The following is a 14045-nucleotide window of genomic DNA, read 5'->3' on the forward strand; positions in this document are numbered from 1 at the left end:
CAATGCTTAGGCTCACCTAACCGGTCGCAGTGGCCGGATCGAGAAGCGGAGAGGGAACCCCCGCTGATGAAGACGAGAACCTGGACGCGTGACGTGGTGCGGCGGAGCGCCGTAGCCGCGGCGGCCGTCACGCTGGTAGCGGGCGGCCTGGCCGTGGTGACCGCCCAGTCCGCCGCCGCGGCCACGTACACCAGTCCGACCGACCCGACCGTCACCTACACCGTGCCCACCGAGGTCGAGCTCGGTGCCGCGATCGAACTGTCCGGCACCGGCTGGAAGACCGCGAACGGCTCGGCGGGCTCGATCCTCGCGGTCAAGCTCGACGAGGGCGCGGTGTCGACCAAGCGCGACGTGACGCACCCCGTCACGGGTGCGGTGCAGGCCAACAAGACGATCTACGCGGTCGTCGCGGCGGCCGCGGACGGCACGTGGAGCGCGCGGCTGGACTTCCCCGACCTCACCAACTCCACCGCGGAGTGGGCGGTCGGCCAGAAGCACAGCGTCCGCTTCCTGACCGGCAGCATGACGGCGGGGGACGCGCCGCGTTCGCTCGGCGCCGAGTTCACGGTCACCGAGAAGGAAACGCCGACCGAGCGCACGTTCACGGTCGACAAGGTCCGCGGTGGCACGGGCCAGTACCAGATCGCGTACTCCGCGCGGAACGACGTGTTCTGGGTGACGCAGGCCGGTCCGCCGCCCGTGCAGACCTCCCGGTTGCTCAAGGTCGACCCCGACACCCTCGCGGTGCTGGAGTCGTACCGGGTGCCGTGGGACGACGCTTCGTCCACTGTGGAGGCCGTGTACGGCCTGGACGTCGACGACGAGCGCAACACCGTCTGGGTCACCTCGACCAGGCTCAACCGCGTCGCCGTCTACGACCAGGCGACCGGTGCGCACGTCAAGACGTTCCAGGACGTCAACCACGGCCGTGAGGCTCTGGTCGACTCCGCCACCGACACGGTGTTCGTCAGTGCCGTGTACGGCAAGTACATCGCGCGCTTCAACGCGGTGACGCAGGAACGGGGCGAGAACATCGCGCTCACCGGTCAGCCGATGGCGATCGACCTGGACGCGAGCACCGGCACGCTCTACGCCGCGCTGCTCGACACCAACCAGGTCGCCGCGATCAGCACGACCACCGGGCAGGTCACCTACCACGCGCTTCCGGGTGCCCGCAGGGCTTCCGGCGTCGCGGTCGGTGGCGGTCGCGTGTACGTGGCGAACCAGGACTCGGCCGACGTGACGGTGCTCGACGCCGCCACCGGTGCCCACGTCACCAGCATTCCGACAGGGTCCGGCGCACTCGGGGTGGACGTGGACGAGCGGAACAAGCTCGCCTACGTCACGAACTTCTTCGCCAACACGGTGAGCATCATCGACACGACCACGAACGCGGTCGTGCACACCGTGCAGGACGAGCACCCCAACTTCGTGACCGTCCTCGATGGCAAGGGTTATGTGGTGGACCGGGGCACGTTCGGCTCCCAGCCGCACGACTCCCTGCTCCGCATCACCCCGTCCGGCGGCGGGAACCCCGGACCGGGTCCTGGGCCTGGCCCCGGTCCCGGCCCGGATCCCGTTGGTGACGCGGGGATTCCCGTGACGGTCACGGTGCCGGAGCAGGATCCCGGTCAGCCGGCCGGCGCGCTGACGCTCACCGTCGACCCGGCCTCGTCCGTCGCGCTCACGCGTGGTGGCGCGGCGGGACGGCTGGAGTTCGTCGGGGCGCTGCCGTCGGTGCGGGTGGACGACAACCGCGGCGAGGTGGCCGGCGGCTGGGCGGTGTCCGCGCAGAGCAGCGGGTTCGCCTCCGACGGCGCCACGATCGACGCCGGGCACCTCGGCTGGACCCCGCGGGTGCTGACGCCGCGCGACGGTCTGCTGCCGGGTGTCGCCGTCGCCGGTCTGCTGGACGGCGGCGCGGGTCTCAAGTCGCCGTCGGCCCTGGCCACGGCGAGTGCGGCAGGACGTGCGGGAACCGCCCAGCTGGGCGCGGACCTGCGGCTGTCCGTGCCGTCGAACACGGGTGCGGGCACCTACCGCGCCACGGTGACCGTCTCGCTGTTCCCGGTCGACTGACCGTGCACGAGACGGCTTCTCCGTCCGGTGGCCGCGACTTCGGTCGTGGCCACCGGCCTCGTCGTGCGCTGGCCGTGCTGCTCGCGGCGCTGTGGCTGTTCTCCGCCGCGCCCGCCATCGCCCAGCCCGCACAGGTCACCTGGTCCGTCACGCCGTCCAAAGAGGATGGTTCGACGGACGGCAGGGTGTCGTTCCGCTACGACCTCGCCGGTGGCCGTTCGGTCGACGACCACGTCACCGTCACCAATCTCGGCGCCGCGCCGGCGTCGTTCCGCTTGTACTCCAGCGACGGCGTCACCACGGACGAGGGCGTGTTCGACCTCCTGACCGGTGACCGCGCGCCGGTCGACTCCGGTGCGTGGATCAAGCTCGGCGTGTCCGAGCTGACGCTCGCCGCGGGGGAGAAGCGCACCGTGCCGTTCACGCTCACCGTGCCCGCCGACGCCAAACCCGGCGACCACCCGGCGGGCATCGTCGCCGCGCTGGCCGCGTCCGGTGACCAGGTCGGCATCGAACGCCGCATCGGCGCCCGCGTGCACCTGCGCGTGGACGGCGAAGTCACCGCACGACTGGAGGTCGCCGAGCTCGACGCCGACTACGCGGGTGGCTGGGAACCGGGCGCCACCGGGCCGCTGACCGTCCGGTTCGACGTCGTCAACACCGGCAACGTCCGGCTCGGCGGACGTGCCTCGGTGCGGGTCGCCGGGCCGTTCGGCACGAGCGAGCGGGTGGTGCAGGTAGGCGACCTCCCGGAGATCCTGCCCGGCTTCCGCTACCGCGCGATCACCCGCCTGGAGAACGTGCCCGCGCTCTTCGCACTGTCCACTTCGGCCTCGGTCGAACCCGTGGTCCTCGGCGCGGACGAGCTGCCCGCACGGCCAGAGGGCGTCGGTGCCGACCTGCGCACGTGGGCGATGCCGTGGCTGTGGACCGTGATCGGCCTCGGCGCCGTGGCGGTCGCGACGGCCATCGCGCTGAACGCCGGACGGCATCGGCGCAGGCTCGCCGCCGCAGTCGCGGAAGCCCGCGCCGAGGGCGTCAAGGAAGGAGCGGGTCGTGCCTAGCAGGTTGCTCGCCGGACTGGCCGTCGTCGCGGTGCTCTCGGGGTGCGCCGCGCCGCAACGGGGTCCGGCCGCGCCGACGAGGACCGTCGTCGACATCGAGGGCACCTCGGTCCAGGTGCCCGTCACGCCGCAGCGGGTCGTCGTGCTGAGCGAACCCACCCTCGACGGCGCGCTCGCGCTCGGTGTGCGACCGGTCGGCGCCACGTCCGGGCGAGGGCAGGCGGGTCTGCCCGGTTACCTGGCGGACGTGAGCGACGGCATCCCGGTGCTCGGCACCGTCGCCCAGCCGAACTTCGAGGCGATCGGCAAGGCCAAGCCGGACCTGATCCTGGTCGACGGCAGCTCGATCAACAACAACCCGCCAGTGATCGACCTGCTGCGCAAGATCGCGCCCACGGCGTACGTCGGGCACGCCGGCGGTGACTGGCGCACGACCTTCACCCACCTGTCCGACGCGCTGAACAAGGTGGAGGAGGGCAGGAAGGTGCTCGCGGACTACGACCGCTCGGTCGCCGACGCCTCCACCGCCGTGGGCGACCGTTCCGGCGAGACGTTCTCGATCGTGCGCTGGCAGGGCTCGTCCGCCGCGCTGATCCTGAAGGAACTGCCACCCGGCGTGGCGCTCACGGACCTCAAGCTCCGCCGCCCACCCGCGCAGGACCGCATCGGCCGCGGGCACAGCGAACCCGTGTCGCTGGAGAACATCGAGGACGTCGACGCCGACTGGATGTTCTTCGGCACGCTCGGCGGCTCGTCGGTCGGCAACCCCGGCGCGGGCGGGACGTCCGATGTGGACGGTGCGAGGGCGGCGCTGGAGCAGGCGCGCGCCGTACCGGGGTTCGCGGACCTCGCGGCCAACCGGAAGAACCAGGTCGTGCTGGTGGACGGCTCGCTGTGGACGTCCACGGGCGGGCCGCTGCTGATGAACCGGATCGTGAACGACGTGCGGAAGGCGCTGGGCGCATGAGAGTGATCGCAGGAGCCGCGCTGGCGGTGGTGGTGTTGGGGCTGGGCGCGCCGGCGGTGGCCCAGCAGTCGAGTACGAACCCGTCGAGCAGTGTGCTGGCGCCTTCGTCTGCCGTTGTCGCACCTTCGTCATCGGCCGTTCCGCCGTCGGCGGCCCGCGTGGCGCAACAAGCGTGTGGCGCGGCCACCGTTCAGGTCCCGCCGTCCGCGACCATCGGCGGCACCCTGCGGCTCACCGGGTCCGGCTGGTGCAACCCCACCGGCGGCGGCTCGGCCATCGCCGTGAAGATCGACGACGGCGCCATCAGCCACCTCGCCGGCCAGGGCGTGCACGCGAACCTCACCATCTGGCAGATCGTGAACGCCGCCGCCGACGGCTCCCTCGACGCGACGATCACGTTGCCCACCGGCACGAACTCGACCCCGGCTTTCGCGGCGGGCGCGCACAAGCTGCGCCTGCTCACCGGCACGCTCGCTCCCGGCGACACCCCTCGCTCGGTCGAGAGCGGCGAGTTCACCGTCACCGGCGACACCCCGGCACCGCCCGGACCGGGCAAGCCCGCCGGTGTCCCCGACCCGCTGGACACAACCGAGGACCTGACCGAGGCCGCGCGCGGTGGTGTCACGGCGACGCTGACCGCCGGTTCGCTGAAGGTCACGACACCGGCCGCGGCAGCAGGGGACTGGGTCTTCCTCTACCTGCACGACCCGTCGCCGCGCCCCGTCACGTGGCTCGCCGCCGACGCGTCGAAGTCCGTCACGACGTCCGTCGCCGGACTCGCTTTGCCGGTGGGGACGCACAAGGTCGCGGTGCTCGACCGCACCGGCAAGCTGCTCGGCTGGGACGACGTGACCGTCGCGGCAGGCTCGACCGGTTCGACCGGACGTGAGCTCGCGGCGACCGGTGCGCCCACGCGGCTCGTGCTGGGCACCGCCGTGCTGCTGCTGGCGTTCGGCGGGGTGCTGTACGTGGCCGCGACCGCGCGTCCTCGCCGGGAGAGTGGTTCGTGATGAGGGTTTTGGTGGCACTGGCAGCAACGTTGCTGCTCGCGACTCCCGCGCTCGCCGTGCCCCCGGACGGCGCCTCACCGGACACCCCGGGGACGACCGCGACCGTCTCGCCGCGCTCGGTCGCGCCGGGGCAGCGGATCACGTTCACCCTCGGCGGGTTCCCGGCGGGCGAGATCGTCAGCATCAAGATCGACGACGGCAAGTACTGCGAGGCCTCGGCGGTGCACGGCGCCTGTGTCGTGCACAAGCAGAAGGTCACCGCCGGGGGCACGGTGACGGGCGAGATCCCGTTGCCCGCCGACCTGCCCGCCGGGCAGCACTGGCTGCGTTTCCTGGCCTCACAACCGATTCTGGACGGCCAGGGCAACCAGCAGGGCGTGCGCGGGTTCACCTCCCGCGGCCAGTCCGACTTCAAGCTGGCCACGCCCCAGGCTCCGGTGGCCCCACCTCCGACGCAGGCACCCGCCCCGACCACGGCCGCCCCGGCGCCGACGTCCGACGCACCACCGGCGACCACCACCACGTCCGACGAGGCGGTCGCCACGACGGCGGAAAGCTCGGTGCCCCAACCGGTTCCGGTCGCGCAGCAGTCGTCGCTGTCCGGTGTGATGGTGTGGGTGCTCGGTGGCGCGGGCGTGATCGCGGTGCTCGCGGTCGCGTTGGTGCTGCTCGCCCGCAGGCGCCCGCCGGAGCAGGAAGGATGAGACCGACCACCGCCACGCTCGCCCTGACCGGCGCGGGCCTGCTCGCCGCTGGCGTCGCGGTGAGCCTCGCGGTGGGGTCGAACCCGGTGCCGCTCGGCGACGTGCTCGCGGCGTTGACCGACCCCGCTCATCCCGCCGCCGGAATCGTGGTGGAGCAACGGGTTCCGCGCACGGTACTGGCGGTGCTGCTCGGTGCCGCACTGGCCGCGGCGGGGGCGCTGATGCAGTCGCTCACCCGCAACCCGTTGGCGGATCCCGGAATCCTCGGCATCAACGCGGGCGCGGCGCTGGCCGTGGTGCTGGCCGTCGCGGTCACCGGCGTGACCGGGGTGTGGTTCTACCTGTGGTTCGCGTTCGCCGGAGCCGCGGTCGCCGCCGTGGTCGTGCACCTGCTGGGTGCTGCGGGCGGGTTCTCGACGCCCGGACGGCTCGCGCTCGCTGGCGTGGCGATCAGCGCGGCGGCGGGATCGCTGGTGCAGACGGTGATCCTCGCCGACCAGGCCGCGCTCGACGAGTTCCGCTTCTGGGCCACCGGATCGCTGGAGGGACGGCGCTGGGAGATCATCGCCGCCACCGGGCCGTTCCTCGCGGCCGGTCTGGTCGCCGGGCTGGTCTGCGCGCCCGCGTTGAACGCGCTGGCGCTCGGCGACGACGCGGCCGCCTCTCTCGGGGTGCGCGCCAAGGAGGTCCGGGCGGGCACGATGCTCGCGGTGACGTTGCTGTGCGGCGCGGCCACGGCGGCGGCGGGCCCGATCGGGTTCGTCGGGCTGGGCGTGCCGTTCCTCGTGCGCGCGCTCGTCGGGCCGGACCTGCGCAGGGTGCTCGGCTGGTCGCTGGTGGCCGGGCCGGCGCTGATGTTGTTCGCCGACACCGCCGGGCGTCTGGTCGGGGGAGGCCGGGCCGAGCTCGGGGTGGGCGTCGTGACGGCGTTGCTGGGGGCGCCGGTGTTCGTGGCGCTGGTGCGCCGGAAGACGGCGGTGGGCGTGTGAAGGCTTCCGTGTTGGTCAGGGCCGTGTGGGTGCGTGCGGTGGTGGGCGTGTGAAGGCGCCGGTGATCGTCCGGACCGGGCCCGTCGTGCTCCGGGTCCGCGTCCGCTCGGTGCTGGGCGTGTCGGCCCTGGTCGTGGCCTGTGCGGCCGTCGCGGCGCTGGGCATCGTGACCGGCGACTACCCGGACACCGTCGCCGGGTCGTTCGCCGCGCTGATCGGCAGCACCGGCGATCCGCTGGCCTCGGTGTTCGTGGTCGACGTCCGGCTGCCCCGGATCGTCGCGGCCGCCGCGGTCGGCGCGGCGCTCGGGGTGTCCGGGGCCGCGTTCCAGGTGGTGTCCGGCAACCCGCTGGGCAGCCCGGACATCACCGGCTTCACAGCCGGTTCGGCCACTGGCGCGCTCGTGGCGATCATCGTGTTCGGCGGCTCGCCCACGTCCGTCGCGTCCGGAGCGGTGGCGGGCGGGGTCGCCGTCGCGGTGCTGATCTACCTGCTGGCCCGGCGGGGCGGGGTGACCGGGCACCGGATCGTGCTGGTCGGCGTCGGCGTCGGCGCGGCACTGGCCGCCGTGAACTCGATGCTGCTGGTGCGCGCCTCGCTCGGGGCCGCGCAGACGGCGGCGCAGTGGCTCGCCGGATCGCTCAACGGCATGACGTGGGACCGGGTCTGGCCGACGCTGCTCGGGGTCGGCGTGCTGATCCCCGCCGCTTTCGCGTTGTCGCGGTCGCTGTCGTTGCTGTCGATGGGAGACGACATCGCAACGGGGCTGGGCGGCAGACCGGCGCGCACGCGGGTGGCGGCCATCGCTGTCGCCGTGGGGCTGGTGTCGATCGCGTGCGCCGCCGCCGGGCCGGTGGCGTTCGTGGCCCTCGCGGCACCGCAGCTCGCGGCACGGCTGGTGCGCACGACCGGCGCAGGGCTGACCGGGGCCGCCGCGATGGGCGCGTTGCTGGTGCTGGCGGGAGACCGGATCGCGCAGGACCTGCTCAGCCCCGTGCAGCTGCCTGTCGGTGTCGTCACCGGTTCGGTCGGTGGCCTGTACCTCGCGTGGCTGCTCGCCCGGCAACGGCGGGTGCGGCGATGAAGTCAGTCCGGCAGGCGGAAGTCGCGGTCGACGTGGAACGCGGCCGCCTCGCGAGCACCCTGCACGTCGCCTTCGGTGATCGCCTCCAGCAGCCGCGCGTGGTCGGCGTCGCGCTCGCTCTTCGGGCCCGGCACCAGCTTTCCGCGCCACAGCACCGCGATCACGCTCTCGAACATCTCGGTCAGCAGCGGGTTGCCCGCCGCACGGAAGACGTCGGCGTGGAACGAGCCGGGCGACTGCGGGTTGCCCGGGCTCGCGGGCGCGGGCCGCAGGTCCGGCCGGTCACCCGAGGCCGACTTGCGCAGCCGCGCCAGGTCCTCCTCGGAGCGGTTGGCCGCCGCGAGACCGCTCGCCTCGACCTCCAGCGCCCGGCGCAGTCCGACGACGTCCATCACCGGCTGCTGCTCCAGGTAGTCGCGCAGCACCACGTTGATCGCGTTGCGGGACCGCACGAACGTGCCCCTGCCCGGCGCGCTCTCCAGCATCCCGTTGTTGACCATCACCTTGGTGGCCTCGCGGATGGTGCTGCGGCCCACGCCGAGCGACTCCGAGAGCTCGACCTCGGTGGGAATGCGCGAGTTGAGCGGCCAGGTGCCGTCCTGGATCTGCGACTTGATCCACTCGGAGATCTCCTCCGACCGCGGTCTGCGTGGCATCTGCTCAGGCCCGTCCGAACACGCCGACAGCCGTCGGACCGATCATGAAAGTCTCTCTTCGCGCCATGGACCACGTCTCCTCGTCAGCGTATCAGCGCCCGGCTTTCGCGCGGTCCGAACCGGTCGAGCGCACCACGAGTCCGCGGGTCGCCGCGCTCCTGGCGGATCCGCGTTCCGCACCGGCGTTCTGGGCGGCCGCCGAACGCGACGGCACCCCGCTGGTCGAACCCGATCCGCTGGGCGACCCGAAGAAGCGCGCCGTCACGTTCCTGTGGCGCGACCACCTCGTCGACGGGTGGTTCGCCCGGTTCGTCCTCCTGCACGCCAACAAGTTCACCGACTACGACGATCCGGCGTCGTGCGCGCTGGACCGCGTCCCGGGCACCGACGTCTGGCACGCGACGTTCCGGCTGCCGTCGGACTGGCGCTGCGGCTACCGGCTCGGTCCGCTCCCCGCCCCGCCCGAACTCGCCGGACGGTCGCGCCGCGACGAGCTGATGCGCTACTCCGAGCCGGATCCGTTGGCGCGCAACGTGATGGTGGGACGGCAGAGCGGCACGGTCACCTCCGTGGCCGAACTCGACGACGCCCCGGAGCAGCGCTGGGTCGACGCCGACCCCGATCCGGGGCGCTGCCACGAACTCGCCGTACCGGGCCCGCATCCGGTGTGGCTGCACAGGTCCGCGCGCAAGGCCGCCGGGGTCCTGGTGCTGCTGGACGGCCACACGTGGGCGGCGGAGCACCCGATCCGGCCCGTGCTCGACGCCGCGGAGGCCACGGCGGCGCTGCCACCTCTCGACGTGCTCCTGGTCGGCACCTCGCCCGCGGGCAGGCTCGCCGACCTCGGGTGCAACCCGGCACTGCCGGACCACCTCGCCGACGTGGTGCTGCCGTCGGCGGCCATGCGGTACGGGCGTGACCGCACGATCGTTGCCGGACAGAGCTTCGGCGGACTGGCGGCCGTCCACACCGGACTGTCCAGGCCGGACGTCTTCGGCGCCGTGCTCGCCCAGTCCGGTTCGTTCTGGTTCCGCGCGGGCGAGTGGCTGCGGGACCTGCCCGGCGCCGAACCCGTCCGGGTCGCGTTGCAGGTCGGCACCCAGGAGTGGGGGATGGGCCCGGTCACGCGGGACACGCGCTCCGCACTGGCGGAACGCGGACACGAGGTGACGTTGCGGGAGTACTGCGCGGGCCACGACAAGGTCAGCTGGCGCGGGGGACTCGTGGACGGCCTGACCGAACTGGCGTACGTCACGCCGAAGTGAAGAACCGAACGCAAGGCCCCTGAACCGAATCCCTGTGGAGGAACTGCCATGACCACGACCGCTCTCGACGGACCCGCCCTGGCCACCCGTCCCGCCCTCGTCCTGCTCGGCCTGGTCCGGATCGTCTTCGGCTGGGTGATGCTGTGGGCGGGGCTGGACAAGGTGTTCGGACTGGGCTTCGCCACACCGGCGGAGCGGTCTGTGCTGTCCGGCGTCTCGCCGACGAAGGGCTACCTCGGCAACCTGGACGGTCCCGCCGCGAGCGTGATGGGACCGCTGGCCGGGAACGTGGTGGTCGACGTCCTGTTCGTCGGCGGCCTCGTGCTCGGCGGGCTCGCGCTGCTGCTCGGCGTCGCGACGCGGGTCGCGGGCATCGGTGCCGCCCTGATCTTCGCGCCGCTGTGGTTCACCTCGTTGCCGCTGGCCAACAACCCGGTCGTCGACCAGCACCTGGTGTACGTCCTGGTCGGGCTGCTGCTCGCGTTCACCCCGTCCGGCACCACGCTGGGCCTGGGCGCGGTGTGGGCACGGCTCCCGTTCGTGCGCGACCACGCCTGGCTGCGCTGACTCACCTCGCGGGTGCGGGGTCCGGCAGGTCGCCGGCCCCCGCGTCGCGCAGGCTCGCCTGGCGCAGGGCGGGGGAGGCGCCGGCCAGTCCGGCCGCGCTCGCCGCGCACACCGCCCCGCCCGCGACCAGTGCCGCGACCGGCCCGACGGCCCGCGCGAGCAGGCCCGCCTCGAAGTTGCCGAGCGCCGGTCCGATGTTGGTCTGGGCGAGCCACAGGCTGCTGACCCGTCCCTGCAGGTGGTCGGGAGTGTGGTGCTGCAACAGGGACCGGCGCAGGATCTCCGACGTCGTGTCGGCCGCGCCCAGCACGGCGAGGCACGCGAGCGCGGCCCACAGCACCCCGGCGCTCAGCCCGAAACCCATGACCGCGAGTCCGCCGGCGATCGTCGCGCCGACCAGGAACCGCCCGGTGCGCCGGACGCGCCCGGTCCACCCGCTCGCCACGGCCGCGACGAGCGCACCGGCTGCGGGCGCGGCGTAGAGCAGGCCGGCCACGCCGGGGCTGCCGTTGAACGTGCGTTCGGCCAGTTCGGGGAAGAGCGCGAAAGGTGTGGCGAACAGGGCGATGCACAGGTCGATCAGCAGCAGGCCGGTGATCACGCGGCTGCCCAGCGCGAACCGCAGTCCCTCGGTGATCGACCGCAACGGCCGCGAGGGCGGAGGGCCGGTCCGCGGCAGCGGGCGGACCAGGGCGACGAGCGAGGTCGTGACGAGCGTGGCCGCGGCGGCGAGCAGGTAGTTGGCGGTGAACCCGAACGCCGCGATGAGCACACCTCCCAGTGACGGCCCGGCGATCGCGCCCAGTTCGGCGGTGATCGCCATCAGCGCTCCCGCGGCCGCGAGCTGGTCCCGGCCGACCAGGGCCGGGGTGGCGGCCATCAACGCCGTGGCGCTCAACCCGGCCAGCACGCTGTTCGCCGCGACGCAGACGTAGATCGCCCACAGCTGCGGGGAGTCGGCGGCGGCGTTGAGGGCGAGCGCGAGGAACACCGGAACGGAACCACCGCGTGCCCAGACGATCAGGCGCCGCCGGTCCACCCGGTCCGCCAGGGTGCCGCCCGCGAGCGTGCCCGCGAGCATCGGCACGACGATCGCCACGCTCACCAGCGACACCTGCAACGACGACCCGGTCAGCCGGTAGACCTGCACCGGGACCGCCACCGCCGTGAACCCGATCCCGAACAACGACACCAGGCGCGCCAGGAAGAGGTAGCGGAAGTCGCGGCTCTCCCGCAGCGGGCGGACGTCCAGGACCAGATCCCCCAGGCGCATGTGGTCTCTCTCCGCCATGAGGCCAGAGACCTCGCCAATTCCGTTATAGGTAGCCTACCCTTTGTCTGACATTTGCCGCACTGCTGATCGGAGCCGCCCGGTGCTCGTCGCCGACTCCTCTGCCGCCGTGGCGCCCGGCTGCGCCTACCGCGCCGGCGACTTCCTGCTGACCACGCCGGGCGGCGTGCTGGTCGCGGACGGGCCGGGTGTCGCACTCGACCTGCCCGCCGCCCGCACCGCGCTGGCCCGCCCGGACGCCGTGGTGGTCGGCGCGTTGCCGTTCCAGCCCGACGTGCCCGCGTCGCTCATGGTCCCTTCGGCGGTGCGGCGAAGACCGCCGCTCACGCTGTCGACGGCTCCCGCGGGAGGCCGGTGGACGGTGCGGCACGACGGGTCCGCCGCCTACGTCGAGGCCGTCCGCCGCGCGCTCACGAGCATCGCCGCCGGAGTCGTGGACAAGGTCGTGCTCGCCCGGTGCATGGACCTCGTCGCGGACGATCCCGTGGACGTCGGCCGGCTCGTCGAGACCCTGTCCGCACGTGATCCGCACGGCTACACGTTCGCCACGGGCGCAGGGAGCCGGACGCTCGTCGGCACCAGCCCCGAACTGCTGGTGAGCCGCCGGGGCGACCGGGTGACGTCGAACCCGCTGGCGGGATCGCGCCCGCGCGGCGCCGATCCCGCGACGGACGGCCGCAACGCCACGCAGTTGTTGCGCTCGGCCAAGGACCGCCGCGAACACGCGATGGTGGTGACGGCCGTGGCGGACGCGCTGGCGCCGTTGTGCCGCGACCTCACCGTGCCCGCCGACCCGGAGCTGCTGCCGACCCGGTCGATGTGGCACCTCTCGACCCGCGTCACGGGCACCGTGCGCGACCGCGGCACGACGGCGCTCGACCTCGCGATGGCCCTGCACCCGACTCCGGCGGTGTGCGGCACTCCGGCCGCCGCCGCGCGGGCGTTGATCGGGGAGCTGGAACCGTTCGACCGGGGTTGCTACACCGGTGCGGTCGGCTGGACCGATCACCGCGGCGACGGGGAGTGGGTCGTGGCGATCCGGTGCGGCGAGGTGGACGGCACCGAGGTGCGCCTGTTCGCCGGCGCGGGCGTGGTGGCCGGGTCGGTTCCTGAGGCCGAGCTGGCCGAGACCACCGCGAAGTTCGCGACCCTGCTGGGCGCGCTGGGACTGGAGGAGCGGCAGTGACCACGACGGACCGCCTGCGCGGGCAGGTCGCCGCGCTGCTGGAGATCCCGCCCGGCGACATCGGCGACGACGACAACCTGCTCGACCACGGCCTGGACTCCATGCGGCTGATGGCGCTCGCGGACGTGTTGCGCGGCGAGGGGAGTTCGGTGTCCTTCATGGAGTTGATGGAGGAACCGACCGTCAGCTCCTGGAGCCGACTGCTGGCCGGCTAGTGCGGGCGAGGAGCTCCAGCAACGGCACCGTCCGCGCCCAGCCCAGGCAGGCGTCGGTCAGGCTCAGGTCGGGCCGCAGCGGCTCGTCCTGCCTGCCGTCGGCCAGGTAGGACTCGATCATCACCCCGGCGATGTCCGCGCCGGCCGCGATCTGCACCGCGACGTCGTCGACCACGGCGGGCTGCCTGTTGTGGTCCTTGCCGCTGTTGCCGTGGGACGCGTCCACGACGAGCCGCGCGGGCAGCCCCACCTCCGTCAGCGCCCGCGTGGCCGCGGCGACCGCCGGTGCCTGGTAGTTGGGCGTCCGGCCGCCGCGCAGGACGAGGTGCGCGTCGGGATTTCCGGTGCTGCGCAACGTGGTCAGCCTGCCGTCGTGACCGATCCCGGCGAACGAGTGCGGCAGCCGTGCCGCGCGCACGGCCGCGATGGCGGTGCCGAGGTCGCCGGACACGCAGTTCTTGAGCCCCATCGGCATCGGCAGCCACGACGTCAGGTGCCGGTGCGGCTGCGAGGCCACCGTGCGGGCGCCGATCGCACCCCAGCTGACCAGGTCGGCCACGTGGTGGGCGAGCATCGGGTCGACGAACTCGTAGGCCAGCGGCAGCCCGGTGGCCGCCGCGTCGGCGAGGAAGGCACGGCCTCGCCGCACTCCGGACGCGATGTCCCCCTTGCCGTCCAGCGACGGATCGGTGAGGAACCCGGTCCAGCCCGTCACGGTGCGCGGCTTCTCCAGGTAGGCGCGCAGGACGATCACCAGATCGTCCTGCAGCCGTTCGGCTTCCCGCGCCAGCCGATGCGCGTACTCCAGCGCGGCATCGGTGTCGTGCACGGAACACGGCCCGACCACGACCAGAAGCCGGGGGTCCCGTCCGGAGAGCACATCGGACACCACCTCGCGGTGCCGTGCCACGGCCTGCGGCGCGGGATGAGCGGTGGCCAGGTCGGCGGGGGAGGGGATGAGGTCCACA

General features: G+C 73.2%; 14 protein-coding genes. 11 read left to right on the forward strand and 3 right to left on the reverse strand.

The window, feature by feature from the left end; all coding sequences use genetic code 11:
* The first annotated feature begins 66 nt into the window (after nt 1-66).
* From ACFWN2_RS04025 to ACFWN2_RS04055, 7 genes are read left to right on the forward strand one after another with little or no spacing between them, the layout of a single operon-like run.
* The gene (locus tag ACFWN2_RS04025) at nt 67-2079 is read left to right on the forward strand and encodes a hypothetical protein (protein WP_382424777.1); all 2013 of its coding nucleotides are present in this window, start codon (nt 67-69) and stop codon (nt 2077-2079) included.
* Nucleotides 2080-2081: 2 nt separating this feature from the next.
* The gene (locus tag ACFWN2_RS04030) at nt 2082-3143 is read left to right on the forward strand and encodes a WxL protein peptidoglycan domain-containing protein (protein ID WP_382424778.1); all 1062 of its coding nucleotides are present in this window, start codon (nt 2082-2084) and stop codon (nt 3141-3143) included.
* The gene (locus tag ACFWN2_RS04035; RefSeq protein WP_382424779.1) at nt 3136-4110 is read left to right on the forward strand and encodes an ABC transporter substrate-binding protein; all 975 of its coding nucleotides are present in this window, start codon (nt 3136-3138) and stop codon (nt 4108-4110) included. The genes ACFWN2_RS04030 and ACFWN2_RS04035 overlap by 8 nt, the downstream gene beginning before the upstream one ends.
* Nucleotides 4107-5120: a hypothetical protein gene (locus ACFWN2_RS04040; protein WP_382424780.1), complete on the forward strand. Its 1014-nt coding sequence runs from the start codon at nt 4107-4109 to the stop codon at nt 5118-5120. The genes ACFWN2_RS04035 and ACFWN2_RS04040 overlap by 4 nt, the downstream gene beginning before the upstream one ends.
* Complete coding sequence (locus ACFWN2_RS04045) at nt 5120-5824, forward strand: hypothetical protein (RefSeq protein ID WP_382424781.1); 705 nt, start codon at nt 5120-5122, stop codon at nt 5822-5824. The genes ACFWN2_RS04040 and ACFWN2_RS04045 overlap by 1 nt, the downstream gene beginning before the upstream one ends.
* Nucleotides 5821-6813, forward strand: coding sequence for a FecCD family ABC transporter permease (locus ACFWN2_RS04050; protein ID WP_382424782.1), 993 nt, complete (start codon nt 5821-5823; stop codon nt 6811-6813). The genes ACFWN2_RS04045 and ACFWN2_RS04050 overlap by 4 nt, the downstream gene beginning before the upstream one ends.
* 49 nt (nt 6814-6862) lie before the next feature.
* The gene (locus ACFWN2_RS04055) at nt 6863-7897 is read left to right on the forward strand and encodes a FecCD family ABC transporter permease (protein WP_382424783.1); all 1035 of its coding nucleotides are present in this window, start codon (nt 6863-6865) and stop codon (nt 7895-7897) included.
* Between the two features lie 2 nt (nt 7898-7899).
* Here the strand turns inward: ACFWN2_RS04055 and ACFWN2_RS04060 are convergent, their stop codons facing one another.
* Nucleotides 7900-8553 (reverse strand): FadR/GntR family transcriptional regulator, encoded by a 654-nt coding sequence (locus ACFWN2_RS04060; protein ID WP_382424784.1) that lies wholly within the window; start codon nt 8551-8553, stop codon nt 7900-7902.
* Nucleotides 8554-8597: 44 nt separating this feature from the next.
* Here ACFWN2_RS04060 and ACFWN2_RS04065 point away from each other — a divergent pair, with 44 nt between their 5' ends.
* A complete protein-coding gene (locus ACFWN2_RS04065; RefSeq protein ID WP_382424785.1) occupies nt 8598-9818 on the forward strand; it encodes an enterochelin esterase domain-containing protein in 1221 nt (406 codons plus the stop codon).
* Between the two features lie 48 nt (nt 9819-9866).
* The gene (locus ACFWN2_RS04070; RefSeq protein ID WP_382424786.1) at nt 9867-10385 is read left to right on the forward strand and encodes a DoxX family membrane protein; all 519 of its coding nucleotides are present in this window, start codon (nt 9867-9869) and stop codon (nt 10383-10385) included.
* Between the two features lies 1 nt (nt 10386).
* On the opposite strand, the gene entS is transcribed toward ACFWN2_RS04070, so the two are convergent.
* On the reverse strand, nt 10387-11676 hold the full coding sequence (gene entS / locus ACFWN2_RS04075; protein ID WP_382424787.1) for an enterobactin transporter EntS: 1290 nt from the start codon (nt 11674-11676) through the stop codon (nt 10387-10389).
* Nucleotides 11677-11758: 82 nt separating this feature from the next.
* On the opposite strand from entS, the gene ACFWN2_RS04080 reads away from it, so the two are divergent.
* Complete coding sequence (locus ACFWN2_RS04080; RefSeq protein ID WP_382424788.1) at nt 11759-12862, forward strand: isochorismate synthase MenF; 1104 nt, start codon at nt 11759-11761, stop codon at nt 12860-12862.
* On the forward strand, nt 12859-13077 hold the full coding sequence (locus tag ACFWN2_RS04085; protein ID WP_382424789.1) for a phosphopantetheine-binding protein: 219 nt from the start codon (nt 12859-12861) through the stop codon (nt 13075-13077). The genes ACFWN2_RS04080 and ACFWN2_RS04085 overlap by 4 nt, the downstream gene beginning before the upstream one ends.
* Here ACFWN2_RS04085 and ACFWN2_RS04090 read toward each other — a convergent pair.
* The gene (locus ACFWN2_RS04090; protein ID WP_382424790.1) at nt 13046-14044 is read right to left on the reverse strand and encodes a 3-deoxy-7-phosphoheptulonate synthase; all 999 of its coding nucleotides are present in this window, start codon (nt 14042-14044) and stop codon (nt 13046-13048) included. The two genes, ACFWN2_RS04085 and ACFWN2_RS04090, sit on opposite strands and share 32 nt — an antisense overlap.
* Nucleotide 14045: the final 1 nt, after the last annotated feature.

This window comes from Lentzea sp. NPDC058436, assembly GCF_042721515.1.
Classification (GTDB): domain Bacteria; phylum Actinomycetota; class Actinomycetes; order Mycobacteriales; family Pseudonocardiaceae; genus Lentzea.